Here is a 26,873-nt window from a genome sequence, read left to right as displayed (position 1 = left end):
GAGTGTTTGGTATCGGCGTGTAACCGAATGTACAACACGCCTGGCCGTGGGGAGTGGAAGGACGCGCCGGGCAACCCGGCGCGTACGATCACAGATAGCGGGCGGTAAGGTGTTCGCGGAAGTAGCGGCTGTTGAGATCCTCGCCGGTGGCCTGCTGGATCAGCTGCGAGGTGGAGAAGCGGCTGCCATGCTGCCAGATATTCTGCCGCAGCCAGTCGAACAGGGCGCTGAAATCGCCCTCCGCAATATCGCGGTCTAACGTCGGCAGCGCGCGCCGGGCGGCGGCCATCAGCTGGGCGGCATACATCGCACCCAGCGTATAGGAAGGGAAATAGCCGAATCCGCCGTCGGTCCAGTGAATATCCTGCATGCAGCCGTCCCGGTAGTTGCCGGTGGTCGACAGCCCCAGCCAGTGCTGCATCTTCTCGTCCCACAGCGCCGGGATATCATCTACTTCAATCTCGCCGTCAATCAGCGCGCGTTCAATTTCATAACGCAGGATCACATGCGCCGGGTAGCTGACCTCATCGGCATCGACGCGAATAAAGCCCGGTTTCACCCGCTGATTCCAGGCGACAAAGTTGTCGCTGCTAAAGGCTGGTTGATCGCCAAAACGCTCACGCACCGCCGGTAACAGGCGGTTGAGGAAAGGCTCGCTACGTCCCAGCTGCATTTCAAAAAACAGGCTCTGCGACTCGTGGATAGCGGTGGAGCGAGCGAGTCCTACCGGCAGGTCGACCCACGGGCGAGGCAGATTCTGTTCATAGCGGGCGTGGCCGGTTTCGTGGATCACGCCGAACAGGGCGCTGAGCAGGTCGTTTTCGTTGTAGCGGGTGGTGATGCGCACATCCTGGGGGACGCCGCCGCAGAACGGGTGAGCGCTGATGTCGAGGCGCCCGCCGTCGAAGTCAAAGCCGAGGATGCGCATGGCCTGCAGGCCCAGCTCGCGCTGAGCGGCAATCGGGAAAGGCCCCTGCGGGGCGAGTAATGTCTGCGTCGCTTGCTTAGCGACCGCTTGCCGCAGCAGGGAAGGCAGCCAGGACTTGAGGTCGGCAAACAGGCTATCCAGCCGGGCGCTGGTCATATCTGGTTCGAAAATATCGAGCAGCGCGTCGTAGCGTGAGCCGCCTCTGGCATCGGCGCGGATCTGCGCTTCCTGACGGCTCAGCCTGACCACCTCGCGAAGATTGTCGGCAAAGCCAGCCCAGTCGTTAGCGGGACGCTGACTACGCCAGGCATGCTCACAGCGGCTGCCGGCAAGAGATTTTGCCTCCACCAGGCTCTCCGGCAGCAGCGCGGCCTGATCGTACTGACGCTGCATCTCCCGCAGATTGGCCTGCTCGACGTCGTTGAGGTCCTGCTGGCGGGCTTCCTGCAGCCATTGGCCCACTTTTTTATCGGTCAGGATCTGATGCTGCAGCACGCCGAGCTCCGCCAGCGCTTCGCCCCGGGCGGCGCTGCCACCCGGAGGCATCATCGCAAACATATCCCAGCCAGCGATGGCGGAGAGATGCGAAAAGCGCGACAGGCGCTGAAAGGTACGAGTAAGCTGCTGATAAGGCGTATTTTCAGTCATAGTGGCGTTCGGTCCGTGACAGGTGAATGAACAGGTTATCGGTATCCTTCTACACTATCCTGATACGCCCGGCGGGTCGAGCGTTGCGCACAGGGGAAGGGAAAGACACATGGCGGGAGAATAAGCTCACCTCTGTGATCGGTGTGACAGAAAACGGTAACATATCGGTACTAAACTGTGATCGATTACACAGGTCTGGAGGTTCGGGGGTGGTTTATGAATCCGTTCACCTGGCTGTTTATTGCACTGCTGTCCGTTGATGCCGTCAGAGAGTTGATGGGCTTGTCTTCCATTATGGGCATGTGGTGAACCGTGGCCCGCAGGCCACGTCACACGCGACTATTTCAGTCGTTGATGTAAGCAGGTGCCGGTCAACAGCGCGGCAAGGAGCAGCAGCGCGATAAACCCACCGACGCCGTTCCAGCCGTAGTGATGCCAGAATACCCCGCCTAACGTCCCGGCAAGACTTGAACCCAAATAATAGCTGAACAGATACAGCGATGACGCCTGACCGCGGGCGCGGCGGGCGCGTGGGCCAATCCAGCTGCTGGCGACGGAATGCGCGGCGAAGAAGCCAGCGGAAAACAGCAGCATACCGATGAAAATAAGCCACAGGGAAGAAAAGAGCGTCAGCAGCAGGCCGCAGAGCATGACAGCGGTAAATCCGAGCATCACCGGTCCGCGGCCAAAGCGTACGGTCATGGCCCCTGCCTTCGGTGAACTCCAGGTCCCGGTGAGATAAGCCACCGACAGCAGGCCTACCACCGCCTGGCTTAGCGACCACGGCGACATCATCAGCCGGTAGCCAATATAATTAAACAGGGTGACAAAAGCGCCCATCAGCAGAAAACCTTCGACGAACAGCAGCGGCAGACCGCGGTCGCGCCAGTGCAGACGAAAGTTGATCAGCAAGTTTTTCGGTCGCAGCGAGGTCGAGCGGAAATGGCGCGACTCGGGCAGAATGCGCCAGAACATGATGGCCGCGGCCAGCGCGAAGCCACTGATCACCGCCAGCGCCACGCGCCAGCCGAAGAAATCGGTAAAGACCCCGGTCAGCAAGCGGCCGCTCATGCCGCCGATGGAGTTGCCGCTGATATATAACCCCATCGAAAAGGCGACGAAACTGGGGTGGATCTCCTCACTCAGATAGGTCATGCCGACCGCCGCCACGCCGCTCAGCGACAGGCCGATCAGGGCACGCATAATGAGGATGCCGTGCCAGCTGGTCATCATGGTCGACAGCAGCGAGCAGCAGGCGGCCAACAGCAGGGCGGTGACCATCACCGGCTTGCGCCCGATGGCGTCGGATAGCGGGCCGGTAAACAACAGGCCCACCGCAAGCATCGCCGTGGAAATGGAGAGTGAAATACTGCTGCTGGCCGGGGATACGCCGAACTCGTTCGACAGCACCGGCAGGATCGGTTGCACGCAGTAGAGCAGAGCAAAGGTGGCCAAACCGGCGGAGAACAGCGCGAGGGTGACGCGCATAAATTGCGGGGTGCCGCGCTTAATAAACTGATCCGGGCGGGATGCACCAGCGACGCTGACCTCGCCCGCCGGCACGGTGTCAACGGTTGTTGTACGACTCACAGAGAATTCCTTGCGTAGAAGTTGCTGCTTACCAACAGAATGTTGTGACCATTCAGCTCACATTTTTAGGGTATGAAAATGTAAATATTCTGTCTAATATATTAATAATCTCAAATAAGACGTTTTAAATATGAATATCGAGTTGCGTCATCTGCGCTATTTTGTCGCCGTCGCGGAGGAATTACATTTTGGCCGGGCCGCAGCGCGACTGAATATTTCTCAACCGCCGTTAAGCCAGCAAATTCAGATCCTCGAGCAGCAGACCGGCGCCCGCCTGTTCGCGCGCACCAATCGCAGCGTCAGTCTGACGGCGGCCGGAAAGCAGTTTCTCGCCGATAGCCGACAAATTCTTGCCCAGGTGGATGACGCGGCCGCCCGCGCTGCGCGTCTGCATCACGGTGAAACCGGCGAACTGCGTATCGGCTTTACCTCCTCGGCCCCCTTTATCAAGGCGGTATCCGATACGTTGTCGATGTTTCGTCAGCGCTACCCGGATGTGCATATTTTGACCCGCGAGACCAACACCCGCGAACAGATTGTGCCACTGAGCGAGGGGGCTCTCGATCTGGGGCTCCTGCGCAATACCCAACTGCCGGACACCCTGGCGTGGGAGCGGGTGCTGCGCGAGCCGTTGCTGGCGATGGTCCCGGCCGACCATCCGCTGGCCCGCCAGCCCTCGGTCAGCCTGGCGGCGCTGGCGCGCGAACCCTTCGTCTTTTTCGACCCGCACGTGGGTACCGGCCTGTATGACGATATCCTCGGCTTGCTGCGTCGTTACGGTCATACGCCGGTGATTGCCCAGGAGGTGGGGGAGGCGATGACCATTATTGGTCTGGTGGCCGCCGGACTGGGGGTGTCTATCCTGCCTGCCTCCTTTCAGCGCGTACAGCTCAGTGAAATGCGCTGGCTGCCGATCGACGAACAGGATGCGGTGTCGGAGATGTGGCTGGTGTGGTCGAAACATCATGAACAGGGAGCGCTGGCAAAACGCTTTCGCGAGTCGCTGCTGGCCTGGAAAACCGAGCACAATTGAGGCGAAAAGGGGCTGGAAATGTGCGGTAAATCACAAGGCTAAGTAAAAATTTGACGTTCACCATCGAAGTGCTTCACCATAGCCGAAAGTTTATTTCGAAGCGCGAAAATAAAGGGAGTCAATGGTGGTAGCGGATAGTCAACCAGGCCATATCGATCAAATTAAGCAGACCAATGCGGGCGCCGTGTATCGCCTGATTGATCAGCTCGGCCCGGTATCGCGTATCGACCTCTCCCGATTTGCGCAACTGGCTCCCGCCAGCATCACCAAGATTGTCCGCGAGATGCTGGAAGCGCATCTGGTGCAGGAGACGGAGATCCAGGAGCCCGGCAGCCGTGGCCGCCCGGCGGTGGGGTTGATGGTAGAAACCGAGGCCTGGCACTATCTTGCGGTGCGCATCAGCCGCGGCGAAATCCACCTTTCGCTGCGTGATTTAAGCAGTCAGCTGGTGGTGGAGGAGCAGCTGGAGCTGGCCCTCACCGACAGCACGCCGTTTCTGACCCGTATTATTGATCATATCGATCGGTTCTTTATTCGCCACCAGAAGAAGCTGGAACGGCTCACCTCCATCGCCATGACGATGCCGGGTATTATTGATACCGAAAATGGCATTATTCATCGCATGCCGTTTTATGAGGATGTCAAAGATGTGCCGCTGGGCGATGTGCTGGCCAACCATACCGGGGTGCCGGTCTACATTCAGCATGACATCAGCGCTTGGACTATGGCGGAATCGTTGTTCGGCGCCTCGCGCGGCGCCCGGGATGTCATTCAGGTGGTCATCGATCATAACGTCGGCGCCGGGGTTATCACCGACGGACGCCTGCTGCATGCTGGCAGCAGCAGCCTGGTGGAGATCGGCCATACTCAGGTCGATCCCTACGGCAAGCGCTGCTACTGCGGCAACCATGGCTGTCTGGAAACCATTGCCAGCGTAGAGAGCGTGCTGGAGCTGGCGCAGATGCGCATGGCCCAGTCGATGAGCTCGCTGCTGCACCAGCGTCCGCTGAGCGTGGAGTGGCTGTGCCAGGCCGCGCTGCAGGGCGATCTGCTGGCCAGAGACATTATCAGCGGCGTGGGTAACCACGTCGGGCGGATTCTGGCGATCATGGTCAATCTGTTTAACCCGCAGAAAATTCTGATTGGTTCACCGTTTAATCTGGCGGCAGATATCCTTTTTCCGGCAATTTCCAGCTGCATTCGGCAACAATCGCTCCCGGCCTACAGCCAGCATATCGCGGTTGAAAGCACCCAGTTTTCCAATCGTGGCACGATGGCTGGCGCGGCGCTGGTCAAGGATGCGCTCTATAACGGATCCTTACTCATACGACTGTTACAGGGTTAACATTTTTTCATAGTCGCACCAAAAATTGCGCTATCTCAAGCCGACCTCTGGCGGCATCACGTAGACTTTGCCCACTGTTGATTATTTCTCTCCCGTATATTTCATCGACAAAACTGTGGGGTTAGTGATGTTTAAGCGTTTCTTTATTACAGGTACAGACACCTCTGTCGGGAAGACAGTGGTTTCCCGTGCGCTGTTGCAGGCACTTGCTGCCAGAGGCAAAAGCGTGGCCGGGTACAAGCCTGTGGCGAAGGGCAGCAAAGAGACGCCAGACGGTTTGCGTAACAAAGACGCGCTGGTGCTGCAGAGCGTCTCCACGCTGGCGTTGCCGTATGAGGCTGTCAATCCCATAGCGTTAAGTGAAGACGAAAGCAGCGTGGCGCACAGCTGCCCGATCAACTACGGTTTGCTGTCGGATGGTTTGCAGCGACTGGCCGGTCAGGTCGATCACGTGGTGGTTGAAGGCACCGGCGGCTGGCGCAGCCTGATGAACGACCTGCGACCGCTCTCCGAATGGGTGGTACAGGAGCAGCTCCCGGTGCTGATGGTGGTGGGGATCCAGGAGGGGTGTATCAACCATGCGCTGCTGACGGCCCAGGCGATCGCCAATGACGGGCTGCCGCTGATCGGCTGGGTGGCCAACCGCATCAACCCCGGTCTCGCGCACTACGCTGAAATCATTGATGTCCTCAGTAAGAAGCTGCCGGCGCCGCTGATTGGCGAGCTGCCGTACCTGCCGCGCGCCGAACAGCGTGAGCTGAGCCGCTACGTCGACTTAGACATGCTCGGCAACGTGATGGCGATAGATCGAATCCCGGCGTAACGTCCGCGACAGCACCGACGCCACCACGCAGGTGATCAGCAGGCCGGGCAGCAGCGCATACCGCCCGGTCATCTCACAAATCATCAGGGTCGACATGATTGGCGCATGGGTGGTGGCAGCCAGAAACGCCGCCATGCCGGTCAGACCGATCATCATAGCCATCTCTTCATTCCCCGGCAGCCATAGCCCGCTGACGCTGGCAAACAGCATGCCCATCGCCAGGCCGACAAACAGCGTGGGGGTAAAGACCCCGCCCGGCGCACCGGAGCCGCTGCTGGCCAGCACCGCCAGCAGTTTGCACAGGAAAACGCCGGCCAGCAGTACGCCGGACGGCGGTATCTGCAAATAGCTTTGCACCACGCTGTAGCCGTTGCCCCACACCGTCGGGGTGATGAGCGATAAGCCGCCGACAATCAGCCCCCCCAGCGCCAGCTGCCACGGCGGCGTCAGTTTCAGTTTGACGAACCCGCGGTGGCTGTAGTCCATCAGCCAGATAAACAGCGGGCCGCATACCCCGGCCAGCAGGCCAGTCGCCAGCATTAAACCATAGTGCAGCGCGCTGAGGTTCTGCTGCAGGACGACGTGGTACAGCGGCGCGGCGCCGCCGTTGAGGAACTGCGTCAACAGCAGGGCGATCACCGCCGAGATAACGACCGGCCCGAGCGAGGCCAGCATCAGCGTGCCAAAGAGAATTTCAGCAATAAACAGGCTGCCGGCCAGCGGGGCATGATAGGCGCTGGCCATCCCGGCAGCGGCGCCGCAGGCGACCCACAGCTTCCATTCAGTCTGCGGCGTGAAGCGGCGGGCGAACAGCGACGCCGCCAGCGCGGCCAGCAGGATCATGGCGCCTTCCCGGCCAATCGCGCTGCCGGTGACCACGACCAGCAATGACGCCAGCGATTTCACCAGGCTTGCCGGCGTATCGAAGCAACCGTCGCCGGTCTCCAGGGCTTCCATATAATCGGTGGCGGCATGCGGGCGCGCGATGCTGCGTCGCTGCCACAGCCAGAGAAGTGTCCCTGCCGCCAGGCCGCCCAGCGCCGGGGTAATCAGCCGCCGCCACGCCGGCAGCGACTGCGCCGCGTTGACCAGGCTCCCGCTGTCATTGCCAAGAAACAGCGTTTCCAGCACCACCATCGCATGGCGAAACAGCGCCACCGCCAGGGCGGCGAGAAGGCCAATCAGCGTGGCGATCAGCAGGCGGCGAAACATCACCTGCACATCAGGATAGGGATGAAGACGGTGCATCAGTTACGGCGAGGTTCGGAAAACATGGCCTTATTGTGATAGGGAATAACCTTAGATGCAAAAGCGATAAGTGCGGGTGAGGGGCTGGGAAGCGACGAAATAAAACCGCGCCGGATACCGGCGCGGTGAAGGGTTAACGATAGAGCGCTTTTTCCGCCACGGCGATCGGCAGATTCTCCTGCCACTGCGCCAGCGTTGCCTGCGCCAGCTGACCCAGCGCCTGGTAGAAGGGGTGGGCGGCATGGTCGACAAAGACGCTCAGAAAGCGCCCGGACCACGGCAGCAGGTGCCAGGCCAGCAGCTGGGCAAACAACGCATCCTGCTCCGTCTCGCACAGCCACGCCGCCAGCAGCAGCAGGGTGCCGAAATGATCTTCCGGTTCGTTACGCTCGGCGTCCAGTGCGATGCCGTTCGTGCGCATCCACTCGCGCAGGGCCAGCGTGGAATCGCCAAACAGCACTGACTCTTTATCCAGCCAGACGGATCCCCATGGCGGCGCCGGCAGGGCCCACGGGCCGATAAACAGGCGTTGCCAGGCTTCCGGTAATGACTCTTCCGTCGACGCGGCAAAGGCTGACGCCAGCGGGGCGGTTACCGGGAAGGGCCACTGTTGCTGCCAGCTGCCGTCCTGGAAGGCGGCGACCAGCGGCGCAATGTGCGCGCTATTCGGCGCATAAGAGAACAGCGCGCCCAGGGTGCGAGCGCTTAACGCGACAGCGTCGCGGTTTGGGATCGGCATCATTACTTATTCCTTTCTGCGGCGCGCGCCAGCGCGCCGTCTCATTAACCGGCAACTGCCATACCGACGGTCATATGCAGACCATAAAACAGGCCGCGACCAATACATTCCGCGATCAAGACCAGCAGCAGGCCGATCAGCAGCCCCGTAGCGCGCGGCGGTTGGCGGCGGATCAGCGGACACAGCCAGCAGCCAAGACCGAGAGCCAGCAGTATCAGGCGTAACGCCTGGAGTGTGCCGTAATCTGGCAGCAGGGTGGCTGCCTGCTGGACTGAACTGTGAATGGTACTGAGTCCGGCGCTTTGCATGATGATAACGGCGGCGCCGATCGCCAGCGCGGCCACGCTGAGTCCGGCAAAAAACCAGCCGTTAAAGTCGACTTTCGCCAGCCGCAGCAGCAGGGCGGCGAACAGCGGCCCGCTGAGGAGCACCGTCAGGAAGAACGCGCTGGTAGTGTAGCCATTGTACCATGTTGGCACGGTATCGATTTGGTAAACCCGGGTCATCGCCAGAACAAACAGCAGCCCCAACAGCATGGCGATCACCAACCAGACTTTACCCAGCGCCGCTGGCATTTTGCCCAGTACCGCCAGCAGCCACCAGAATCCCCCCACTGCGAAGAACAAGGCGCCGCTGGCGATTTCATTGCTCAGCGCCGAGGCGCCGACGCGGTTCAGCGAGTTAAACGCGCGCAGCGGCGAACCGAGATGCATCACCGAAGCCAGAAAACCAATGCCCATCAGCAGCCAGATAAAAAACATGCTGCGCACCAGCCGTTGCTGCGCTTCGCGCTGGTTTGTCAGCGATAGCCAGCCCAGCCCGCTGACGAGGGTCGCGCCGACCACGCATTGCCCCAGTACCGTAAACAGCACCAGCGGCCATTCATGCCATCCGCTTCCCATCTCACACCTCCTTCGGATTCGCCAGATAACCGGTGGTATCGCCACACGGCCGGGCATTGGCGTTAGGTTTAATAACGATACTCGGCCTGGTAAAGTGCGCCGACGGCAGCGGGGCCACTGCGGCCAGCTGGCCGTGCTTGGCGCGCAGCTCGGCAATCGGCCCGAAATCGAGCGCCCGCAGCGGGCAGGACTCGACACAGATCGGTTTTTTCCCCTCGGCGACGCGCTCGTGACAGCCGTCGCACTTGGTCATGTGGCCTTTGTCGGCGTTGTACTGCGGGGCGCCGTACGGGCAGGCCATATGGCAGTAGCGGCAGCCAATGCACACCGCTTCGTTGACCACCACAAAACCATCGTCGCGCTTGTGCATCGCCCCACTTGGGCAGACCTTGGTGCAGGCCGGATCTTCGCAGTGGTTACAGGCGATGGAGAGGTAGTAGGCGAACACATTCTGCTGCCAGACGCCGTTGTCCTCCTGCCAGTCGCCGCCGGCATACTCATAGATGCGGCGGAAGCTGACCTCCGGGGTGAGATTCTTGTAGTCCTTACAGGCCAGTTCGCAGGTTTTACACCCGGTACAGCGAGCGGAATCGATAAAGAATCCATATTGCGTGCTCATGGTTTACTCCTTAAACCTTTTCGATGTCGACCAGGTTGGTATGCTGTGGATTCCCCTTCGCCAGCGGCGATGGGCGGTGGGTGGTCAGCGTATTCATGCAGGCGCCATGGTCGATCCGGTCTCCGGCCATATTCGCGTCGTGCCAGGCGCCCTGGCCCATCGCCGACACGCCCGGCATGATGCGTGGCGTCACTTTCGCCGGAAGACGGACTTCGCCGCGCTGATTAAAGACGCGCACCATATCGCCGTTTTTAATCCCGCGTTTTTCCGCGTCAAGCGGATTGAGCCACACCTCCTGGCGACAGGCCGCTTGTAATACATCGACGTTGCCGTAGCTGGAGTGGGTGCGCGCTTTATAGTGGAAACCAAACAGCTGCAGCGGATACTGACTGCGCAGCGGATCGTCCCAGCCTTCAAATGTGGAGGCGTAGACCGGTAGCGGGCTGATAACTTCGTCTTTCTCCAGCTGCCAGTGGGCGGCGATCTCGGCGAGCCGGCTGGAGTAGATTTCAATTTTGCCGGACGGGGTTTTGAGCGGATGCGCTTCAGGATCGCGGCGGAAGTCGCGATAGGCGACGAAGTGGCCGTTCGGATCTTTACGCTTGTAGATGCCCATCTGTTTCAGGTCGTCGTAGCCAGGTAGCGCCGGGTCTTTCGCCACCATTTTGGCATACAGATGCTGCAGCCACTGCGCCTGCGTGCGCCGCTCGGTAAAACGTTGATGCACGTCGTCGCCGAGCCGTTTCGCCACTTCACTTAAGATCCAGTAAATCGGTTTGCGTTCGAACTTCGCCGAGGTAGCAGGCTGGATAAAAATGAGATAGCCCATATTGCCGGCGTAGTCGTTGGGAATAATATCTTCCTGCTCAACGGTCATCAGATCGGGTAGCAGCAGGTCGGCGTATTTCGCCGACGAGGTCATAAAGTTGTCGATAACCACAATGGTCTCGCACTTGCTTTCGTCCTGCAGGATCTCGTGGGTCTTATTGATGTCGGAGTGCTGGTTGATGATGGTGTTGCCCGCGTAGTTCCACAGGAACTTGATCGGCACATCCAGCTTCTCTTTGCCGCGCACGCCGTCGCGGGTGGCGGTCATCTCCGGGCCTCGAGCGATGGCGTCGGTCCAGGTGAAGCAGGAGATGGCGGTCTTCACCGGATTTTCCAGCACCGGCAGACGTTCGATAGTGATGGTGTAGGTTGATTCGCGGGCGCCGCTGTTGCCGCCGTTGATGCCGACGTTGCCGGTTAAGATCGGCAGCATGGCGATCGCGCGGGCGGAGAGTTCGCCGTTGGCCTGGCGCTGCGGTCCCCAGCCCTGGCAAATATAAGCCGGTTTACTCATGCCGATTTCGCGCGCCAGCTTAATGATGCGATCGGCGGGGATGCCGGTAATACGCGAGGCCCACTGCGGCGTTTTGGCGACGCCGTCGTCACCCTCGCCAAGAATATACGCTTTGTAGTGGCCGTTTGCCGGCGCCCCGACCGGCAGCGTTTTCTCATCGTAGCCAACGCAGTATTTGTCGAGGAATGGCTGGTCGACGAGATCCTCGTTTATCAGCACCCAGGCGATACCGGCGACCAGCGCGGCGTCTGTGCCGGGACGAATAGGGATCCACTCATCTTCCCGACCGGCGGCGGTATCGGTATAGCGCGGGTCGATAACGATCATCCGCGCGTTAGAGCGCTCGCGAGCCTGCTCCAGATACCAGGTAATGCCGCCGCCGCTCATCCGGGTTTCCGCCGGGTTATTGCCGAACATCACCACCAGCTTGCTGTTTTCAATATCCGAAGTACTGTTGCCGTCGTTGCTGCCGTAGGTATAGGGCATCGCGCAGGCAATCTGTGCGGTGCTGTAGGTACCGTACTGGTTAAGCGAGCCGCCGTAGCAGTTCATCAGCCGCGCTACCGGCGACGCTGAAGGCGACGAACGGGTGATGTTGCCGCCGACGATCCCCGAAGAGTAGTTAATGTACACGGCTTCATTGCCATACTGGGCAACGGTGCTTTTCAGACGGTCAGCGAGGATATCCAGCGCCTCCTGCCAGCTGATGCGTTCAAATTTGCCTTCCCCGCGTTTGCCGACGCGCTTCATGGGATAGTTAAGGCGATCCGGATGATTGATGCGCCGACGAATAGAGCGCCCGCGCAGGCAGGCGCGGACCTGGTGGTCGCCGTAGCGGTCGTCGCCGGTATTATCCGTTTCGACGTAAACCACTTCATCATCCCGCACGTGCAGCCGCAGGGCGCAGCGGCTACCGCAGTTGACCGAACAGGCGCCCCAGACAATGCGGGTGTTGTCGCCGGTAGCCTGTTGTACTGCTGCCGCGGCGCTGCGCAGTGTAAAGGGCAGGGTAAGCCCGCCGGCGGCTAGCGCCAGAGAGCTGAGGGCTGTGGTTTTGAGTAGCGCGCGTCGGGTGACGCCGCCGGGGGATTCCTGATTCGACATTGCTCACTCCATGATAGTTATGCTGTGCGGAGAAGGGCCGCCACGTCATTAACAGACGCAGGGGTGAGCGATAATACGTTATGGGTAGCCAGCAGATCTTATCCCTGGTCAATGCAGGGATAAGATCTTTCATGTGAAACCGAAGAGGGCTTACTGAGCGTCGTTTTCGGCGGGACTGTCGCTGTTACGCGTATAGGTGATTTTGAAGGTGTCATTGGCGCAATGACCGACCACCTGAACCCCGGGCTGGTCTGCCTGATCGTTTGGCACAATGGCCAGGCTGAAGGCGGTTTCCGGTACGCCATTGTTGATGATCTTCTGCTGGATGTCGCTTTTGACCCGTTCACATGAGTCGGGGGCTGCCAGCACGGTCGTGGAGCACAGCAGTAGTGCGGCGCCTGTCCAGAGGGATAGTTTCATCTTACACTCCTTATCGATGTTATCCAGAATTAAGCATAGCAGAACTGGTGTAAACAATTGTATTTGCTAATATGATCTGGTGTACACAAAAGGAATCGCCTGTGAAAAGATTGTATTGGCTGATCCCGGCAGCGCTGCTGCTGACGGCGTGCGACCGCCAAAGCGCCCCGGAAGCCTTCACCCCGGAGATGGCGAGTTTTTCCAATGAGTTTGAGTTCGATCCGCTGCGCGGGCCGGTGAAAGATTTTAGCCAGACGCTATTGGATGAACACGATGTGGTGGTCAAGAAGGTGAGCGCTCAGCTGTCAAAAGAGGGATGTTTCGATCTGCTGACCCTGGAAGATGTGGAGAACAATACCGGCGCCACGCTGCTGCTGGATGCCAACTATTACGTCGATGGGCGCACCCACGAGAAGCGACTGCGCCTGCAGGGCAAGTGTCAGCTGGCAGAGATGCCCGCCACGGGGGTGAGTTGGGAGACGGATGATAACGGTTTTATTATTCGCGCCCGTGGCAAAGAGACCACCGCCACCTACCGCTATGACAGCGATGGCTATCCGCTGGGAAAAACCACCACCGCCAAAGAAGAGCAATTTACCGTCGCTTCCACGCCGTCGAAAGATCCGCGCAAGAAAATGGACTACACCGCCATCAGCACCTTCAACGAACGCACGCTGGGCACGGTACGCCAGACCTGCGACTACGATCGCCACGACAATCCGCTGAGCTGTGAGCTGCAGGTGATTGATGAAAGCGTGCAGCCGCCGCTGACACGCCATTACACCATCAAGAACCGCATTGATTATTACTGAGCCGTCGGCTTCAGCAGGGCCGGTCCTGGGGTTTTGTGTTCGGCCAGATACTGGTGCTGGAACAGACACATGCGAATGGTGTTGCGGTACTCGCCGTTAATGAAAAACTCATGGATGAGTTCACCCTCGACGATAAAGCCGAGCTTGCGGTAAATATGGATCGCTTTTTCATTCTCTTTATCGACAATCAAATACAGCTTATACAGATTAAGCACCGTAAAACCGTAGTCCATGGCCAGCCGCGCCGCGCGAGTGGCAAGGCCTTTTCCCTGGAAGTCCGGTGAGATAATGATCTGGAACTCGGCCCGCCGGTGGACATGATTGATTTCAACCAGCTCTACCAGCCCGGCTTTATCGCCATTGCATTCGATGACAAAGCGACGCTCACTTTGATCGTGGATATGTTTGTCGTACAGATCGGAGAGCTCAACGAAGGCCTCGTACGGCTCTTCAAACCAGTAGCGCATGACGCTGGCGTTGTTATCGAGCTGGTGGACAAAGCGCAAATCTTCCCGTTCGAGGGGGCGGAGTTTGACGTGTAGCGCGTCGGTCATGGGTCATCCTGTGGTTAAAGCTGAACAGCGCGTTATGAAAGGCGGCGCCCGCAGGCGCCAGCGTTGACAGGAAGCGGATCAGGGATTGATTGCCCGGCCGGTGCGGCGGTCAAGGCAGCGCAGGGTGTTCGGCTCCCAGTAGGCATTAACGTTGGCGCTCTTCTGGCAGTTATCCTGCGCGTCGAAGGCGACATCGGTTTTGTCCCACTCTTTTTCCGCCCGCTTATTGACCTTCTGGCGCAGGCTGCGGGTGTCGTTCCATTGCTCTTTTTCCATCGACGCCTGCTGACGGCTTTGCGCGCTGTCGCCAGATTCAATCACCAGCCGGTCGGTGGCGGCGAAGGAGCTGGAGGTATAGACCACGGCGCTCAACGCCAGAATGGCGGTCAGGCACCAGCGTTTGTTCAGTGTCATGTTCATCACGATTTCCTTTAAGTGATGGGTTAACCCTCAGGCTAAGTTTACTACAGCTCTTTTGCCGGGCATAGCCGACAAAACAGCGTGGGGCAGAAGCCATTATCGCGTAGAATGGTTCAACGCTTTGTCTCATTTACGAATCTTTTAATGCTCAAAACAACGCTCCTGTTCTTTGCCACCGCCCTGTGCGAAATCATCGGCTGCTATCTGCCGTGGCTATGGTTAAAGCGCGGGGCCACGCCGCTGCTGTTGATCCCCACCGGCCTGGCGCTGGCGCTGTTCGTCTGGCTCCTGACGCTCCATCCTGCCGCCAGCGGGCGGGTCTATGCCGCCTACGGTGGGGTGTACGTCTGTACCGCCTTGCTCTGGCTGCGGGTCGTGGATGGCGTCAAGCTCAGCCATTACGACTGGGCCGGGGCGATCATCGCCCTGTGCGGCATGCTGATCATCGTGGCGGGCTGGGGGCGGGCCTGAGCTCGCCTTGTGTGATCGCTGCCACTTTTTTAAACCTTAATTCTTGTATGGTAGTCGACCTGTTGCCTTACTTATCAGACATTCTCTTTTGTTATGACTCTGTAAGGAACAACGATGGCTATCGAGACACTTGCCGCCCGGACGGGGGCGACGCCGCTGCGTATCCGTCGGGTGCAGAAGATCACCCTGACGCTGCTGTTTATCGCCGGTATCGTCAACTTTCTTGACCGCTCTTCGCTGAGCGTCGCCGGGGAGGCGATACGCGCCGACCTGGGACTCAGCGCCACCGAGTTTGGGGTGCTGCTCTCCGCCTTTTCGCTCTCCTACGGCTTCGCACAATTGCCGTCGGGAATATTGCTGGATCGCGTTGGACCGCGCATTGTGCTCGGCGCCGGACTGATTTTCTGGTCCGCAATGCAGGCCCTGACCGGGATGGTCAATTCGTTCTCGCATTTTATTCTGCTGCGCATTGGCCTCGGGATTGGTGAAGCGCCATTTATGCCCGCCGGTGTGAAATCAATCAATGACTGGTATGCGCAAAGAGAGCGCGGTACGGCGGTGGGGATATTTAACTCCTCGACGGTGCTGGGGCAGGCCATTGCGCCACCGGCTCTGGTTATTATGCAACTGGCCTGGGGCTGGCGAACGATGTTTGTGGTGATTGGCTTAGCCGGTATCGTGGTCGGTCTGTGCTGGTATGTGGGCTACCGAAATCGCCGGCACTTCACCCTGCAGGAAGAGGAGCAGCAGTATCTGGCCAGCGAGGAGGTGGCCCGCCCGGCGCTGAAATTTAGCGAATGGCTGGCTCTGTTTAAACGGCGCACCACCTGGGGGATGATTCTGGGCTTTTCCGGTGTGAACTATACCGGCTGGCTCTATATCGCCTGGTTGCCCGGCTATTTGCAGGCACAGCAGGGGTTAAGCCTGGCCCGTACCGGCTGGGTGGCGGCGATCCCGTTCCTTGCGGCGGCGGTGGGGATGTGGGTCAATGGCCTGGTGGTCGATGCCCTGGCGCGCAGAGGTTACGATCTGGCGAAAACCCGGAAAACGGCGATCGTGATCGGTCTGGTGCTGTCGGCCCTGGGCACCCTGCTGGTGGTGCAATCCTCCACGCCGACCCAGGCGGTGGCTTTTATCTCCATGGCGCTGTTTTGCGTCCATTTTGCCGGGACGTCGGCCTGGGGGCTGGTGCAGGTATTGGTGGCAGAGCATAAAGTGGCTTCGGTGGCAGCGATCCAGAACTTTGGCAGCTTTGTGTTTGCCTCCTTTGCGCCGATCGTCACCGGGTGGGTGGTGGATACCACCCATTCTTTTAATCTGGCGCTGGTGATCGCCGCCGGCGTGACCTTCACCGGGGCGTTGTGCTACTTCTTTATCGTTAAAACCCGTATCGACTAACCGCCAGACCGGACTGCCGGTTAAATGACAGGCCCGCAGGGACGCGTGGCCGGTGTGTCATTCGTCGACTTCTTTTATTTCCTCGCGGCGACTGTTTCCCATTCCATCAGCGATGATTTTGTGACGGTTCACTCCCGACAGCGAACCGGCCATATCTTCTTGTATGGTAGTTGACAGAAATCAAAGATGTTATACCAATTGCGTGCGATGGTTGAGACACAAAGGCATTCTCCTCGAGAGTTCTCCCCGAGAATGGTTGATGAGACACATAACAACGAGAGTCATCATGGAAAACACCCTTTTAACCGCCAACGCCATGCTGCCAGGCTACGATCGCAGCGCGCTGATCCCCCGTATCGTGCACCTTGGTTTTGGCGCATTCCACCGCGCCCATCAGGCGGTATATGCCGATATTCTTGCCAGTGAACATGGCAGCGACTGGGGCTATACCGAAGTCAATCTCATCGGCGGCGAGCAGCAGATCGCCGACCTCCGCCAGCAGGATCGGCTGTACACTGTGGCCGAAATGTCCGCCGACGCCTGGACCGCACGCGTGGTTGGGGTGGTGAAGCAGGCGCTGCACGCCCAGGTTGATGGCCTCGAAGCGGTGCTGGCGGCGATGTGTGAGCCTCAGGTAGCCATTGTCTCCCTGACCATTACCGAGAAAGGTTATTGTCATTCGCCGGCCAGCGGCGAGCTGCAGCTCGATCACCCGCTGATCGTCGCCGATCTGCACAACCCGCACCAGCCAAAATCGGCGCCGGGCGTGGTGGTGGAGGCTCTGGCTCGCCGTCGGGCGGCAGGCTTGCCGGCTTTTACCGTGATGTCCTGCGACAACATGCCGGAAAACGGTCACGTGATGCGCAATGTCGTCTGCGCCTACGCCCGGGCGCTGGACGCGGAGCTGGCGGCCTGGATTGAACAGAACGTCACCTTCCCATCGACCATGGTGGACCGCATTGTCCCGGCCGTTACCGCGGAAACCCTCGATAAAATTGAGCAACTGACCGGCGTGCGCGACCCGGCCGGGGTGGCCTGCGAACCTTTCCGTCAGTGGGTGATTGAGGATAACTTTGTTGCCGGCCGTCCGCAGTGGGAAAAAGCGGGAGCGGAACTGGTCGCCGATGTGGTGCCTTTTGAAGAGATGAAGCTGAGGATGCTCAACGGTAGCCACTCGTTCCTGGCGTACCTGGGCTATCTGGCCGGTTATCAGCACATCAACGACTGTATGCAGGATGATAACTACCGCCGCGCGGCGCTGGCGCTGATGCTGGACGAACAGGCGCCGACGCTGAAAGTGCAGGGGGTGGATCTTCCGCGCTATGCCAGTCTGCTAATTGACCGCTACTGCAATCCAGCGCTGAAGCACCGTACCTGGCAGATAGCCATGGACGGCAGCCAGAAGTTGCCGCAGCGCATGCTGGACTCCGTACGCTGGCATCTGGCGCACCAGCAAGATTTCACGCTGCTGGCGCTCGGTGTGGCGGGCTGGATGCGCTATGTCGGTGGCGTTGACGATGCCGGCCAGCCGATTGAGATTTGCGATCCGCTGTTGCCGGTTATCCAACAGGCGGTGGCGGCCAGCGCCGAGGGTGAAGCGCGAGTGAAAGCGCTGCTGGGTATTGAGGCGATCTTCGGCCTGGCGTTGCCGCAGGAGCCCCGTTTCGTCTCGGCGGTGACCCGCGCCTATCTGGCGCTGCAGCGGCTGGGGGCCAAAGCCACTGTCGCCGCGTGGGCTGCCGAGCAATAATCTGCTTCCGGTGTCGGCCTCGTCGTCGACACCGGCTATTTTGTTATCTCTGCCACCTTCCGCTGATATTTCTTTTTTTGCTGTCGATCGGTTTTAGCGCGCTGAAAAGATGATCGAACGCAATGTCTATACATAACTCTATATTTCCCTGATTTACTAAAGATAATTAGCTGTTATTTTTCCGAATAATGGCTGGTAATTTACTGCCATAATGGCATAGTTAAGTCATTGAAAAAGAACTTTCTCTGGAAAAGGAGTACGGGCCATGTATAAAAAAATTTTATTGCCTGTTGATGTCTTTGAAATGGATTTAAGCGATAAAGCTGTGCGTCACGCGGAATTCCTCGCCACTGCAGAAAACGGTGAAATCACATTGCTCAACGTTCTGCCGAACAGCAGTCGTTCGCTATTACGCGGTTTTACGGCGGATATTCGTAAATTCGAAGCCTATATGAAAGAAGAGTCGGAGAAAAAGATGCGCGAGGTGGCGCGACTGTTCGACATTCCGATGTCGCGGATCCATACCCGGGTGGTCTTTGGTAACGTGCGCGACGAAATTCTGGCTATCAGCAATAACGAAGAGTTCGATGTGATAGTGGTTGGTTCCCGCAAACCGGGCATCTCCACCCATCTGCTGGGCTCCAACGCCGAGTCGATTCTGCGCTACGCCAAAACGCCGGTGCTGGTCGTCCGTTAATCCCCTCAATGACGACGGCTGCGTCAGCCACCCTGGGCAGCCGTCTGACCATTAATCTTCGCTAAACCAGTCGCGGTTCTCCTGGCGGATCAGTAACACGGACTCGCTGATTTCATGCAGATGGACATTCATTGCCTGCTCTACTGCCTCCGCGTCGCGTTTTTCCAGCGCGGTGAAAATCTCATGGTGCTGACGCAGGAGCATCTCCGGCGAGGTGATATGGTCCAGGCTCATATAGCGCACGCGGTCGATGGCGGCTTTAATATTTTCCACCGTATCCCATGCCAGCTGACAATCGGCAATGATCGACAGCTTCTGGTGAAACTCATCATCAAGCAGGAAAAAGTCGTTTGATTGTTGTCTGTCGACGGCAATACGCTGCTGATGGAGATTCTGCTCCAGCTGATAAACCTGCTCATCGTTAATCATGCCGGCGGCGCGGCGGACCACCGCGCACTCAATTGCCTGGCGGACAAAGCAACCATTGCGCACCTGCGACAAGGAAATTTTATTGACGTAGCTGCCGCGCTGGGGACGTATCTGGATAAGCCCATTTTCCGCCAGCTTGATGAAGGCCTCGCGCACCGGCTGACGCGACACATCGAAACGCACGGAGACTTCTTTCTCGGACAGCGGTGTGCCCGGCGGGATCAGGCAGTGAACGATATCCCGGCGGAGGATGCGATAAATTTGCTGATTAACGGGTTGCGTCGGATTCAGTTGCGATTCTGCGGCCATTGATGGTTACTTTTTAAGGGATTATGCGCACTATTTTACGCGTTTTTTGCGGTTCCGCCCATACCCGGCCCGCAGGCCGGGTGGCTGACGGTTAGCCCTGGCGGTGAACGCTGAGTCCGGCAAAACTCTGGCTCACCGGCATCATCTCCAGGGTGTTGATGTTGACGTGCTTCGGCAGGGTGGCCACCCACCAGACCGCCTCGGTCACATCTTCCGGCGTCAGGGCTTCGGTGTTCTCATAAGTTTTCCCGGCCTTGGCGTCATCACCTTTAAAGCGGACGTTGGAAAACTCGGTGCCACCCACCAGACCCGGCTCGATGTCGGTGACGCGCACCGCGGTGCCGTGCAGGTCGGTACGAAGATTCAGGCTGAACTGACGGACGAAGGCTTTGGTCGCCCCATAGACGTTGCCCCCGGCATAAGGCCAGCTGCCTGCCGTGGAGCCGATGTTAATGATATGCCCGCGATTGCGCTCCACCATACCCGGCAGGACCGCGCGGGTCATGTACACCAGCCCTTTATTATTGGTGTCGATCATATCTTCCCAGTCTTCCACGCTGGCGCGGTGCGCCGGCTCCAGACCCAGCGCCAGACCGGCGTTATTCACCAGGACGTCAATCGCCTGCCACTCGGCGGGCAGATCGGCAATCAGCGTCTCAATGGCGGCGCGGTTACGGACGTCAAGCTGGGCGATAAAAAGGTTATCACCGAGGTCGTCTTTCAGCGTCTTCAGGCGCTCTTCACGACGTCCGGTGGCAATCACTTTATGGCCGTTAGCGACGAAACGGCGAGTAATACTTTCACCAAAACCGGCGGTGGCACCGGTAACCATGATAATCATCTTACTGTTCCTCAACGCTTTTTGTGTTTTCATACCATAGCACGCACAGACGGCGACCGGTAACGGAAATCATTGCGACCCCTTAAGGAGAAGCCTAATCTTACAGGATTAGCCTGTGCAGGAGAGAAAGATGTCTGAACAAAATCCCTTTTTTAGCGTCAGTTTGCTGCCTTACCAGGCACCCCCGTTTGATCTCATCCAGGACTGCCACTATCGCCCGGCGTTTGATGAGGGTGTCCGGCAGCAGCGCGCGGAGATCCGCGCGATAATCGACAACCCGGAGCCGGCGAATTTTGCCAACACGCTTGAGGCCCTTGAACAGAGCGGACAGCTGCTGGCTCGAGTGACGCGGGTCTTTTTCGCCATGGCTGGCGCCCACACCAACCCGTTCATCCAGTCTCTGGATGAAGAATTTTCTGCTGAGCTCGCCGAGCTGGGGAATGACATCTGGCTTAACGAGGCCTTATTTCAGCGAGTGAACAGCGTCTATGAGCAGCGTGACGCGCTGACGTTAGACAGCGAATCTCATCGTCTCCTGACCCTCACCTGGCAACGTTTTGTCCATGCCGGGGCGACGCTGGCGCCGGCGCAGAAGGCGGTGCTACGCACGCTGAACACCGAAGCGGCGACCCTGCAAAGTCAGTTCCAGCAGCGGTTGCTGGGGGCGGCCAAAAACGGTGGACTGGTGGTTGATTACCGACATCAACTGGATGGCCTGGCGGATGAGGAGATAGCGGCGGCCGCCGACGCGGCGCGGGAAAAAGGGCTCAGTGACCGCTGGCTGCTGACGCTGACCAATACCACCCAGCAGCCGCCGCTGCTCTCTTTGCGCGACCGACAGACGCGGGAGAATCTTTTTGCCGCCGGCTGGACGCGCAATCAGCAGGGCGATGAGCATGATACGCGTCGCCTGGTGCTGCGACTGGCGGCGATCCGCGCGCAGCAGGGGGAACTGCTGGGCGCGGCCGATTACGCCAGCTGGGCGCTGACCGATCAAATGGCAGCCTCTCCGGCGGAGGCATTAACTTTTATGCGCCGGATCGCGCCGGCGGCGCGGGCGCGGGCGGAACGAGAGCTGGCTGACATCCAGCAGGTGATTGACAACGAGGGCGGGACGTTTCGCGCCGCGGCATGGGACTGGCTCTATTACAGCGAACAGGTGCGGCGGGCTGCCTTTGCCATTGATGATGCGCAGCTTAAACCCTATTTTGCTCTCGAGCGCGTGCTGCAGGATGGCGTCTTCTGGACGGCCACGCAGCTCTTTGGCCTCCGCTTTGTCGAGCGCTTCGATATCCCCGTCTATCACCCGGATGTTCGGGTCTGGGAGATCTTCGATCACAACGGAGAAGGGATGGCGCTGTTTTACGGTGACTACTACGCACGCGACTCAAAAAGCGGCGGCGCCTGGATGGATGTGTTTGTCGAACAGTCTACCCTGCGGGAGCAGCGACCGGTTATCTACAATGTCTGCAACTACGCCCGGCCGCAGGCAGGGCAGAGCGCGCTGTTGTCGTGGGATGAGGTGATCACTCTGTTCCATGAGTTTGGCCATACCCTGCATGGGCTGTTCGCCAGCCAGCGTTACGCCAGTCTCTCCGGAACCAATACCCCGCGCGATTTTGTCGAATTTCCTTCGCAGATCTTCGAACACTGGGCCAGCCAGCCGCAGGTGTTTGCCCACTACGCGAAGCACTACCAGTCCGGGGAGCCGATGCCGGAGGCGCTACGCGACAATATGTTGCGTGCGGCAACCTTCAATAAAGGGTACGACATGAGCGAGCTGTTGGCTGCTGCGTTACTCGATATGCGCTGGCATAGCCTGTCGACCTCGGCAATACCGGAGGACGTGGATGGGTTTGAGCAGAAGATATTGCAGGAAGAACACCTGGATCTGGCGGCCGTTCCGCCGCGCTATCGCAGCAGCTATTTCTCCCATATCTTTGGCGGCGGCTATGCGGCAGGCTATTATGCCTATCTGTGGACCCAGATGCTGGCCGACGACGGCTATCAGTGGTTCGTGGAGCACGGCGGTTTGACCCGTGAGAACGGTCAGCGCTTCCGGGAAGCGATTCTGTCGCGCGGCAATAGCACTGATTTAGCTGAACTTTATCGCCAGTGGCGCGGGCACGATCCACAGATTGAGCCGATGCTGGAAAATCGTGGGCTGAGCTAGTCGAGCGTTTTTTAGAGTAGAAGAAGACCGGGTGCAGCACCCGGTTTTTTATCCAATTTTTTCTTCCCCAAAATCCCTCCAAAACTTTTCCCCAAAATAAATTTTTAAATTTTGCTAAATTTGCTTGGGGGTACGGCCCAATTTTTCACGTAGCTACACCTTTACTTTCACCCAATCGAGACCCCGATCGTTGTGATACTGTGCTGTCATTTTTTCTGATGAGTGTCCTAACAGCTGTTGGGTATTGATTCCCTGTGCCTCATACAGACGTTCGGACAGTGAGCGCTGCTCATGGAAAGTAGGCATTGTTTTCCCTCTTTCAATGGAAAGGTTAGTGCTATCCACTGCGAGTTTGAAGGAAACGCTAAGGCTGTTCTCGCCAACCTGATCGCTGGCTTTTACTTTCCCGCTGGACGTTACGTGGTGAAGAAGCCACGGGCTAACAACCCGATCCCTACAGCGCTTGATCACTTGTGCCAGGCTAATGTCCATCACCTCACTGCGCAAACTGAGTGGAATAGCAAGTTTCACACCTGTCTTTAGCTGCTTAACGTGCAGGTATCCATCCCAAACATCTGAGAACTTCATTTTGGCTAGATCACCGCGCCTTTGTCCGGTGACTATCGCCAACAGCATGGAGTTTTGAACGTAAGGGGCCATATCGCTGGCCGCTTCAAAGATCGCTTGCCACATTTCAAAATTCAGTCGAGAGCGGTTTACTCGAGCAACGACTTTTCTGGTAGCTAGTGCCGGGTTGTATCCTGGCTCAACTTCGCCCGCATGTTGTGCTTCCCTGAACAAATCGATCCAGACGCTACGAAGCGTTTGTGCCATTCGTGCTTTACCTTTGGCTTTATATTCGTCGGTAATGGCTGCAAGCATTTTCGTGGTTACTTCCTGTAGAGCACTGTCAGCAGTTGAGTACGTCCGCGCAGTGATTCGGATCACCAGACATCAGGGGCGACTCACGACCGCCGAGGCATTGGTGAGAGCTAATTTGCCGGAGATGTGCCAGGGGAGGGAGGCTGCCTAAATCCCCCGCAGAACGCAAAGCCGCGCAGCTAATCTGTTAGTGATATATAATCCCCTTCATAACCTGAGGGGGATTTATGTTTAAAGAAAAAATGAACCTTGAAGCTGGCTACACTCTTTTGGACGACGGCACAGTCAGGAGGGGGCATTTAGTTAGCCGCATAGATCGAAGTTACATTGTCTTGGACGAGAATCAGAACAAAATTGGCACAGCCACAGTGACTGTTATCGAGCAAACCAAGCCGCCATTTAAGGAAGATGTTCATATTGTGAGAAAGGACCTGGAAGGGAATGTGGTTCTTGATGTGCGGTATGTAGATGATTAATAATGAGTAAATTCAACATTGCAGCCAAATCGAAAGACGAGCAGGACAAGGTCAACGTCGACCTCGCCGCTTCCGGCGTAGCCTACAAAGAGCGCCTGAACATGCCGGTTGTCGCCGAAGAAGTAGCGATTATCAGGTAGGGAAGGGCGTATTTAATTTCGAGTGAGGAAGTACTGGGGAGGAAAAATCATGCTAGATCTTGAAAGCATTTATAAAAATGTAAGTGTGGAAGATGTTCTTCTGTATTTTTCACCTATTACTCCATACCCTAGCATCGACCGTATGTATGTTAGGTATAACTTTGATGCTGTTGCTAATGGTGAGTTACTAAGGACTCATGAGAGACTGTTCAAGGAAGGAAAACTAAAACATACAGGTCAACCTCTTCCCGATAAAGGCCCTAATTGGAGAGAACCTGAATTTGTCAAAGAAAAACGGTATGGGGTTAAATAAAATATCGTGCAACTAAACGCTTAGGAACTCTCAACTTCCAGTAGCCTAGGGATACAAGGAAAACAAAAGTTGGTATCGTAGATGAAAAAAACATTACCTCTGGTTTGTGCTGTTCTAATATCAAATGTAGCGTTTGCTATTGAAAATAAAGAAGAAATATCACCTGTGCGCATAAGTTGCCCTTTCCCTTATTATCCAGCTTATGCTATGGCTAATAAGATTAGCGGCATTGTAACATATTTTGCCACAGTAAATGAAAAAGGGGAGGTTACTTCTGTTGCGACAACCGGTACTGAGATCTTTTTTAGAGAAACTAGATCAGCAATCAGGAAATGCAAGTTTGAGCCAGGAAGACCGGGCGTTGCCCGTGGAATCATAAGATTTAGGCCGTATCAACCGTAAGTGCTCCTAACTTTTTGGGGAAGTTACCTCTGGAACTATGCTTCGCAAGAAGATTTAGATGCACATGGCATGTTTTATCTATTTCCTGCATAGGTTATCTGGTTTTTCTTGCATATGTATGGCGATAAACTTTGCTATTTTATTGGCATCTTGGCGTTACCTAGAGGCGCGCTCAAGCAAAACATCATGTACCTGCTTCAGTGGGGCTTTTCGCATATGCTCATTTTGCATCTATCCCCGGGAAGGGCGATAATTATCTCGTCAGCCTGAGCAACTGACGACTTACTTCCGGCGCCAAGTGGGGACACATGGCGCAAAAACCTTACAGCAATTCCTATCACCGATGGCGAAAGGCACCAGCGATTTTCTGTATTCAGCGTTTGACCTCTCCGGAGGTGAAGCGTGAACTTCCCACAGGAAAGCATCAAACCTCATAACGGTAGCTTCTCGGCTATAGGTAAGCACCTGCAGCCTTATCTAGCCATCGCGATAGCTCCATACTGATACTCAAACCGTGACGTGAAAGATGCAAAGGACATGCAAGAGGCGCGCTGTGGCCATGCGGTGCCTCCGCCTTTTGCTGAGGCGCTGTGAGGGCTAATTTGCCGGAGATGTGTTAGAAGAATTTGGCGGGATAGTGTCATACTGAAAAAGAGCTATAGTAGAAATGTACTACCCCCGCGTTGTGGGGGTAATTGGGTAATACAAGTGATGCTTTTTGATAAAGCAATCATCTTCCCCCGTTTGCGGGGGTTATGTAGTCCAAGCCCCTCTTTTTGAGGGGCTTTTTATGTCGAAGTGGTAGCCAGAGAGTAGCCTGAGCACCTCAGCGGCTACTTCATCGAACGCGTCCGCCACAATCGCGAGCGAAGCGTCCAACTCCCATGCGCCAGCAATCCTCGTTATCAGGAAATGGAAGAAGCAAATAAAAAGTAATCTTTACTACAATGTTGTTTAAGCGTCATTAATATATTTCTATTGAGCACCAAAGACTTAACTATCATTTTTTCATTTCTTTAGTATGGTTACCAAATTTATATTGGATCCTATCATGCGCATATTGAAAATCGTTGTAACTGGAACCGTACTGCTGCTTGCTGCCTGCGCAGAACCGCAAAGCCAGTCGGTGTTATCAATGACCAAGGTCTTGGCAAGCGAGTCAACAAATCTGTCTATAGTTGAATGTTCACTTGGCATTAAGATGCTTGATGACAAAGGAAACTCATATCAGGATACAAGCGGCATTTGTGTTAATGAAATGAATTTACGCCTGAAAAGCGGAACAATGACGCAAGCAGAGCTCGAAATTGATAAAAACCGAGCACAAAACGAAATTGCACAATATCAGCAGCAATTGGCTATTGCTGCGGCTAATGATAGAGAGGAAAGAAAAGAACAGGCCGACAGGCAAAACGCCTTTCAGATAAGGAACGCGATATGCCAAAACAGAATTGGCGGTTGCAACTACTAACGCTAAATCAGACATTCTGGTATCAGTAATGAATGCAATAACAAGCTTTGATTTTCATGATCGAGCAGCCGTTATATCTATGCCAACCTGAGAAACTAAATACTAGATTTCGGCGTCAACTGGGGGACATATGATGCACAAAAACTTAAGCAATGACTGTGACTGATGGCTTCGGTCACCGGCTATTTTCTTCATTCATCGTTTTATCTCTCTGGAGATAAAGAGTGAACTTCCCTCAAGAAGGCATAAGGTTGTATAACGGAAATTTCGCAGCTATGGTCAGCACCTGAAGCTGTTTCTTTCCAATGGTGTTACCTCCCGACTGATTCTCCAATCGTGACATGAAATATACCAGAGAAATATTATCTCTGGGCTATCTTAACGCTGTGCCACCCCATTATCCCCTCCAAGTATTCCCAAGAATTATTACCACACTCAAGGGGGGCAAAAGAAGCCCATTTGGCTGAGAATGTCCTTGAAATGGCGCTTACCTATGCGAAAAACGCTTAAGGGTGTATTATAATCCGATAACTGACCATTTGGTAGTGTTAGATATGGATGATGGTTCGGTTCAGACTGCCATTTTATATAATG

General features: G+C 56.7%; 27 protein-coding genes and 1 pseudogene. 15 read left to right on the top strand and 13 right to left on the bottom strand.

What is annotated here, in order from left to right; translation table 11 throughout:
• Nucleotides 1-88: 88 nt before the first annotated feature.
• Nucleotides 89-1,576: a carboxypeptidase M32 gene (locus AS136_RS16875; RefSeq protein ID WP_063266871.1), complete on the bottom strand. Its 1,488-nt coding sequence runs from the start codon at nucleotides 1,574-1,576 to the stop codon at nucleotides 89-91.
• Between the two features lie 216 nt (nucleotides 1,577-1,792).
• Between AS136_RS16875 and AS136_RS29030 the strand changes: the two genes are divergently transcribed.
• Nucleotides 1,793-1,885 (top strand): KPN_01571 family protein, encoded by a 93-nt coding sequence (locus tag AS136_RS29030; protein WP_004206050.1) that lies wholly within the window; start codon nucleotides 1,793-1,795, stop codon nucleotides 1,883-1,885.
• A 30-nt stretch (nucleotides 1,886-1,915) separates the two neighbouring features.
• Here AS136_RS29030 and AS136_RS16870 read toward each other — a convergent pair whose 3' ends face one another.
• The gene (locus AS136_RS16870; RefSeq protein WP_008805023.1) at nucleotides 1,916-3,166 is read right to left on the bottom strand and encodes an MFS transporter; all 1,251 of its coding nucleotides are present in this window, start codon (nucleotides 3,164-3,166) and stop codon (nucleotides 1,916-1,918) included.
• 130 nt (nucleotides 3,167-3,296) lie between these two features.
• On the opposite strand from AS136_RS16870, the gene AS136_RS16865 reads away from it, so the two are divergent.
• From AS136_RS16865 to bioD, 3 genes are all read left to right on the top strand, one after another.
• A complete protein-coding gene (locus AS136_RS16865; protein WP_008805022.1) occupies nucleotides 3,297-4,199 on the top strand; it encodes a LysR family transcriptional regulator in 903 nt (300 codons plus the stop codon).
• 124 nt (nucleotides 4,200-4,323) lie between these two features.
• A complete protein-coding gene (mlc, locus tag AS136_RS16860; protein ID WP_063266882.1) occupies nucleotides 4,324-5,544 on the top strand; it encodes a sugar metabolism global transcriptional regulator Mlc in 1,221 nt (406 codons plus the stop codon).
• Between the two features lie 127 nt (nucleotides 5,545-5,671).
• Nucleotides 5,672-6,367, top strand: a complete 696-nt coding sequence (gene bioD / locus AS136_RS16855) for a dethiobiotin synthase (protein ID WP_012541855.1) — start codon at nucleotides 5,672-5,674, stop codon at nucleotides 6,365-6,367.
• Here bioD and clcB read toward each other — a convergent pair.
• The 6 genes from clcB to AS136_RS16825 form a co-directional block, all read right to left on the bottom strand.
• Nucleotides 6,320-7,615, bottom strand: coding sequence for a voltage-gated ClC-type chloride channel ClcB (gene clcB / locus AS136_RS16850; RefSeq protein WP_063266870.1), 1,296 nt, complete (start codon nucleotides 7,613-7,615; stop codon nucleotides 6,320-6,322). The two genes, bioD and clcB, sit on opposite strands and share 48 nt — an antisense overlap.
• 133 nt (nucleotides 7,616-7,748) lie before the next feature.
• Complete coding sequence (gene dmsD, locus AS136_RS16845; RefSeq protein ID WP_008805018.1) at nucleotides 7,749-8,357, bottom strand: Tat proofreading chaperone DmsD; 609 nt, start codon at nucleotides 8,355-8,357, stop codon at nucleotides 7,749-7,751.
• A 41-nt stretch (nucleotides 8,358-8,398) separates the two neighbouring features.
• The gene (locus tag AS136_RS16840) at nucleotides 8,399-9,256 is read right to left on the bottom strand and encodes a dimethyl sulfoxide reductase anchor subunit family protein (protein ID WP_016160963.1); all 858 of its coding nucleotides are present in this window, start codon (nucleotides 9,254-9,256) and stop codon (nucleotides 8,399-8,401) included.
• Nucleotide 9,257: 1 nt separating this feature from the next.
• Complete coding sequence (locus AS136_RS16835) at nucleotides 9,258-9,875, bottom strand: DMSO/selenate family reductase complex B subunit (RefSeq protein ID WP_008805016.1); 618 nt, start codon at nucleotides 9,873-9,875, stop codon at nucleotides 9,258-9,260.
• A 10-nt stretch (nucleotides 9,876-9,885) separates the two neighbouring features.
• The gene (gene ynfE, locus AS136_RS16830) at nucleotides 9,886-12,321 is read right to left on the bottom strand and encodes a selenate/tellurate reductase subunit YnfE (protein WP_063266869.1); all 2,436 of its coding nucleotides are present in this window, start codon (nucleotides 12,319-12,321) and stop codon (nucleotides 9,886-9,888) included.
• Nucleotides 12,322-12,471: 150 nt separating this feature from the next.
• Nucleotides 12,472-12,741, bottom strand: coding sequence for a DUF1161 domain-containing protein (locus AS136_RS16825; protein WP_008805014.1), 270 nt, complete (start codon nucleotides 12,739-12,741; stop codon nucleotides 12,472-12,474).
• Nucleotides 12,742-12,842: 101 nt separating this feature from the next.
• Here AS136_RS16825 and AS136_RS16820 point away from each other — a divergent pair, with 101 nt between their 5' ends.
• A complete protein-coding gene (locus AS136_RS16820) occupies nucleotides 12,843-13,553 on the top strand; it encodes a YnfC family lipoprotein (RefSeq protein WP_008805013.1) in 711 nt (236 codons plus the stop codon).
• Here the strand turns inward: AS136_RS16820 and speG are convergent.
• The gene (gene speG / locus AS136_RS16815; RefSeq protein WP_008805012.1) at nucleotides 13,547-14,107 is read right to left on the bottom strand and encodes a spermidine N1-acetyltransferase; all 561 of its coding nucleotides are present in this window, start codon (nucleotides 14,105-14,107) and stop codon (nucleotides 13,547-13,549) included. The two genes, AS136_RS16820 and speG, sit on opposite strands and share 7 nt — an antisense overlap.
• 78 nt (nucleotides 14,108-14,185) lie before the next feature.
• Nucleotides 14,186-14,527: a DUF1283 family protein gene (locus AS136_RS16810; RefSeq protein ID WP_004206035.1), complete on the bottom strand. Its 342-nt coding sequence runs from the start codon at nucleotides 14,525-14,527 to the stop codon at nucleotides 14,186-14,188.
• A 108-nt stretch (nucleotides 14,528-14,635) separates the two neighbouring features.
• Here AS136_RS16810 and AS136_RS16805 point away from each other — a divergent pair, with 108 nt between their 5' ends.
• The 4 genes from AS136_RS16805 to AS136_RS16790 all read left to right on the top strand — a co-directional run bounded on the left by AS136_RS16805 (nucleotide 14,636) and on the right by AS136_RS16790 (nucleotide 18,843).
• Nucleotides 14,636-14,998, top strand: a complete 363-nt coding sequence (locus AS136_RS16805; RefSeq protein ID WP_162493261.1) for a YnfA family protein — start codon at nucleotides 14,636-14,638, stop codon at nucleotides 14,996-14,998.
• Nucleotides 14,999-15,112: 114 nt separating this feature from the next.
• The gene (locus AS136_RS16800; protein ID WP_023322553.1) at nucleotides 15,113-16,396 is read left to right on the top strand and encodes an MFS transporter; all 1,284 of its coding nucleotides are present in this window, start codon (nucleotides 15,113-15,115) and stop codon (nucleotides 16,394-16,396) included.
• 286 nt (nucleotides 16,397-16,682) lie between these two features.
• On the top strand, nucleotides 16,683-18,146 hold the full coding sequence (locus AS136_RS16795; RefSeq protein ID WP_023322555.1) for a mannitol dehydrogenase family protein: 1,464 nt from the start codon (nucleotides 16,683-16,685) through the stop codon (nucleotides 18,144-18,146).
• Nucleotides 18,147-18,411: 265 nt separating this feature from the next.
• Nucleotides 18,412-18,843, top strand: a complete 432-nt coding sequence (locus AS136_RS16790) for a universal stress protein (RefSeq protein ID WP_008805007.1) — start codon at nucleotides 18,412-18,414, stop codon at nucleotides 18,841-18,843.
• Between the two features lie 51 nt (nucleotides 18,844-18,894).
• Here AS136_RS16790 and AS136_RS16785 read toward each other — a convergent pair whose 3' ends face one another.
• Both AS136_RS16785 and ydfG read right to left on the bottom strand, forming a co-directional pair.
• The gene (locus tag AS136_RS16785; RefSeq protein ID WP_008805006.1) at nucleotides 18,895-19,581 is read right to left on the bottom strand and encodes a GntR family transcriptional regulator; all 687 of its coding nucleotides are present in this window, start codon (nucleotides 19,579-19,581) and stop codon (nucleotides 18,895-18,897) included.
• 91 nt (nucleotides 19,582-19,672) lie between these two features.
• Nucleotides 19,673-20,422, bottom strand: coding sequence for a bifunctional NADP-dependent 3-hydroxy acid dehydrogenase/3-hydroxypropionate dehydrogenase YdfG (ydfG, locus tag AS136_RS16780; RefSeq protein ID WP_023322556.1), 750 nt, complete (start codon nucleotides 20,420-20,422; stop codon nucleotides 19,673-19,675).
• 130 nt (nucleotides 20,423-20,552) lie between these two features.
• Here ydfG and dcp point away from each other — a divergent pair, with 130 nt between their 5' ends.
• Complete coding sequence (gene dcp, locus AS136_RS16775) at nucleotides 20,553-22,595, top strand: peptidyl-dipeptidase Dcp (RefSeq protein ID WP_023322557.1); 2,043 nt, start codon at nucleotides 20,553-20,555, stop codon at nucleotides 22,593-22,595.
• A 153-nt stretch (nucleotides 22,596-22,748) separates the two neighbouring features.
• On the opposite strand, the gene AS136_RS16770 is transcribed toward dcp, so the two are convergent.
• The gene (locus tag AS136_RS16770) at nucleotides 22,749-23,477 is read right to left on the bottom strand and encodes a tyrosine-type recombinase/integrase (RefSeq protein WP_224286154.1); all 729 of its coding nucleotides are present in this window, start codon (nucleotides 23,475-23,477) and stop codon (nucleotides 22,749-22,751) included.
• A gap of 227 nt (nucleotides 23,478-23,704) precedes the next feature.
• On the opposite strand from AS136_RS16770, the gene AS136_RS16765 reads away from it, so the two are divergent.
• The 5 genes and pseudogenes from AS136_RS16765 to AS136_RS16755 all read left to right on the top strand — a co-directional run bounded on the left by AS136_RS16765 (nucleotide 23,705) and on the right by AS136_RS16755 (nucleotide 26,279).
• The gene (locus tag AS136_RS16765; protein WP_016160798.1) at nucleotides 23,705-23,953 is read left to right on the top strand and encodes a hypothetical protein; all 249 of its coding nucleotides are present in this window, start codon (nucleotides 23,705-23,707) and stop codon (nucleotides 23,951-23,953) included.
• Nucleotides 23,954-23,955: 2 nt separating this feature from the next.
• Nucleotides 23,956-24,081 (top strand): annotated as a pseudogene (locus AS136_RS26995) (DNA polymerase III subunit theta); the annotation flags it as partial.
• Nucleotides 24,082-24,142: 61 nt separating this feature from the next.
• The gene (locus AS136_RS16760) at nucleotides 24,143-24,406 is read left to right on the top strand and encodes a hypothetical protein (protein WP_032738853.1); all 264 of its coding nucleotides are present in this window, start codon (nucleotides 24,143-24,145) and stop codon (nucleotides 24,404-24,406) included.
• Between the two features lie 81 nt (nucleotides 24,407-24,487).
• Nucleotides 24,488-24,808 carry a TonB family protein gene (locus tag AS136_RS26990; protein WP_071787620.1) on the top strand — a complete coding sequence of 107 codons (321 nt, stop codon included), beginning with the start codon at nucleotides 24,488-24,490 and terminating at the stop codon, nucleotides 24,806-24,808.
• Between the two features lie 1,051 nt (nucleotides 24,809-25,859).
• On the top strand, nucleotides 25,860-26,279 hold the full coding sequence (locus AS136_RS16755; RefSeq protein ID WP_023322559.1) for a hypothetical protein: 420 nt from the start codon (nucleotides 25,860-25,862) through the stop codon (nucleotides 26,277-26,279).
• Nucleotides 26,280-26,873 lie beyond the last annotated feature (594 nt).

It is taken from the genome of Klebsiella sp. D5A (genome assembly GCF_001620885.1).
GTDB classification, from domain to species: Bacteria; Pseudomonadota; Gammaproteobacteria; order Enterobacterales; family Enterobacteriaceae; genus Klebsiella; species Klebsiella variicola.
Note: the sequence above shows the minus strand (reverse complement) of the source record. Positions and strands in the feature narration are given on the sequence as shown.

Bases quoted from the DNA above. Each gene is read 5' to 3' on its own strand.
- AS136_RS16875 (WP_063266871.1), bottom strand. From the start codon at position 1,576: ATGACTGAAAATACGCCTTATCAGCAGCTTACTCGTACCTTTCAGCGC.
- AS136_RS29030 (WP_004206050.1), top strand. From the start codon at position 1,793: ATGAATCCGTTCACCTGGCTGTTTATTGCACTGCTGTCCGTTGATGCC.
- AS136_RS16865 (WP_008805022.1), top strand. From the start codon at position 3,297: ATGAATATCGAGTTGCGTCATCTGCGCTATTTTGTCGCCGTCGCGGAG.
- bioD (WP_012541855.1), top strand. From the start codon at position 5,672: ATGTTTAAGCGTTTCTTTATTACAGGTACAGACACCTCTGTCGGGAAG.
- clcB (WP_063266870.1), bottom strand. From the start codon at position 7,615: ATGCACCGTCTTCATCCCTATCCTGATGTGCAGGTGATGTTTCGCCGC.
- dmsD (WP_008805018.1), bottom strand. From the start codon at position 8,357: ATGATGCCGATCCCAAACCGCGACGCTGTCGCGTTAAGCGCTCGCACC.
- AS136_RS16840 (WP_016160963.1), bottom strand. From the start codon at position 9,256: ATGGGAAGCGGATGGCATGAATGGCCGCTGGTGCTGTTTACGGTACTG.
- AS136_RS16835 (WP_008805016.1), bottom strand. From the start codon at position 9,875: ATGAGCACGCAATATGGATTCTTTATCGATTCCGCTCGCTGTACCGGG.
- ynfE (WP_063266869.1), bottom strand. From the start codon at position 12,321: ATGTCGAATCAGGAATCCCCCGGCGGCGTCACCCGACGCGCGCTACTC.
- AS136_RS16825 (WP_008805014.1), bottom strand. From the start codon at position 12,741: ATGAAACTATCCCTCTGGACAGGCGCCGCACTACTGCTGTGCTCCACG.
- speG (WP_008805012.1), bottom strand. From the start codon at position 14,107: ATGACCGACGCGCTACACGTCAAACTCCGCCCCCTCGAACGGGAAGAT.
- AS136_RS16810 (WP_004206035.1), bottom strand. From the start codon at position 14,527: ATGAACATGACACTGAACAAACGCTGGTGCCTGACCGCCATTCTGGCG.
- AS136_RS16805 (WP_162493261.1), top strand. From the start codon at position 14,636: ATGGTTCAACGCTTTGTCTCATTTACGAATCTTTTAATGCTCAAAACA.
- AS136_RS16800 (WP_023322553.1), top strand. From the start codon at position 15,113: ATGGCTATCGAGACACTTGCCGCCCGGACGGGGGCGACGCCGCTGCGT.
- AS136_RS16795 (WP_023322555.1), top strand. From the start codon at position 16,683: ATGGAAAACACCCTTTTAACCGCCAACGCCATGCTGCCAGGCTACGAT.
- AS136_RS16790 (WP_008805007.1), top strand. From the start codon at position 18,412: ATGTATAAAAAAATTTTATTGCCTGTTGATGTCTTTGAAATGGATTTA.
- AS136_RS16785 (WP_008805006.1), bottom strand. From the start codon at position 19,581: ATGGCCGCAGAATCGCAACTGAATCCGACGCAACCCGTTAATCAGCAA.
- ydfG (WP_023322556.1), bottom strand. From the start codon at position 20,422: ATGATTATCATGGTTACCGGTGCCACCGCCGGTTTTGGTGAAAGTATT.
- dcp (WP_023322557.1), top strand. From the start codon at position 20,553: ATGTCTGAACAAAATCCCTTTTTTAGCGTCAGTTTGCTGCCTTACCAG.
- AS136_RS16770 (WP_224286154.1), bottom strand. From the start codon at position 23,477: ATGCTTGCAGCCATTACCGACGAATATAAAGCCAAAGGTAAAGCACGA.
- AS136_RS16765 (WP_016160798.1), top strand. From the start codon at position 23,705: ATGTTTAAAGAAAAAATGAACCTTGAAGCTGGCTACACTCTTTTGGAC.
- AS136_RS16760 (WP_032738853.1), top strand. From the start codon at position 24,143: ATGCTAGATCTTGAAAGCATTTATAAAAATGTAAGTGTGGAAGATGTT.
- AS136_RS26990 (WP_071787620.1), top strand. From the start codon at position 24,488: ATGAAAAAAACATTACCTCTGGTTTGTGCTGTTCTAATATCAAATGTA.
- AS136_RS16755 (WP_023322559.1), top strand. From the start codon at position 25,860: ATGCGCATATTGAAAATCGTTGTAACTGGAACCGTACTGCTGCTTGCT.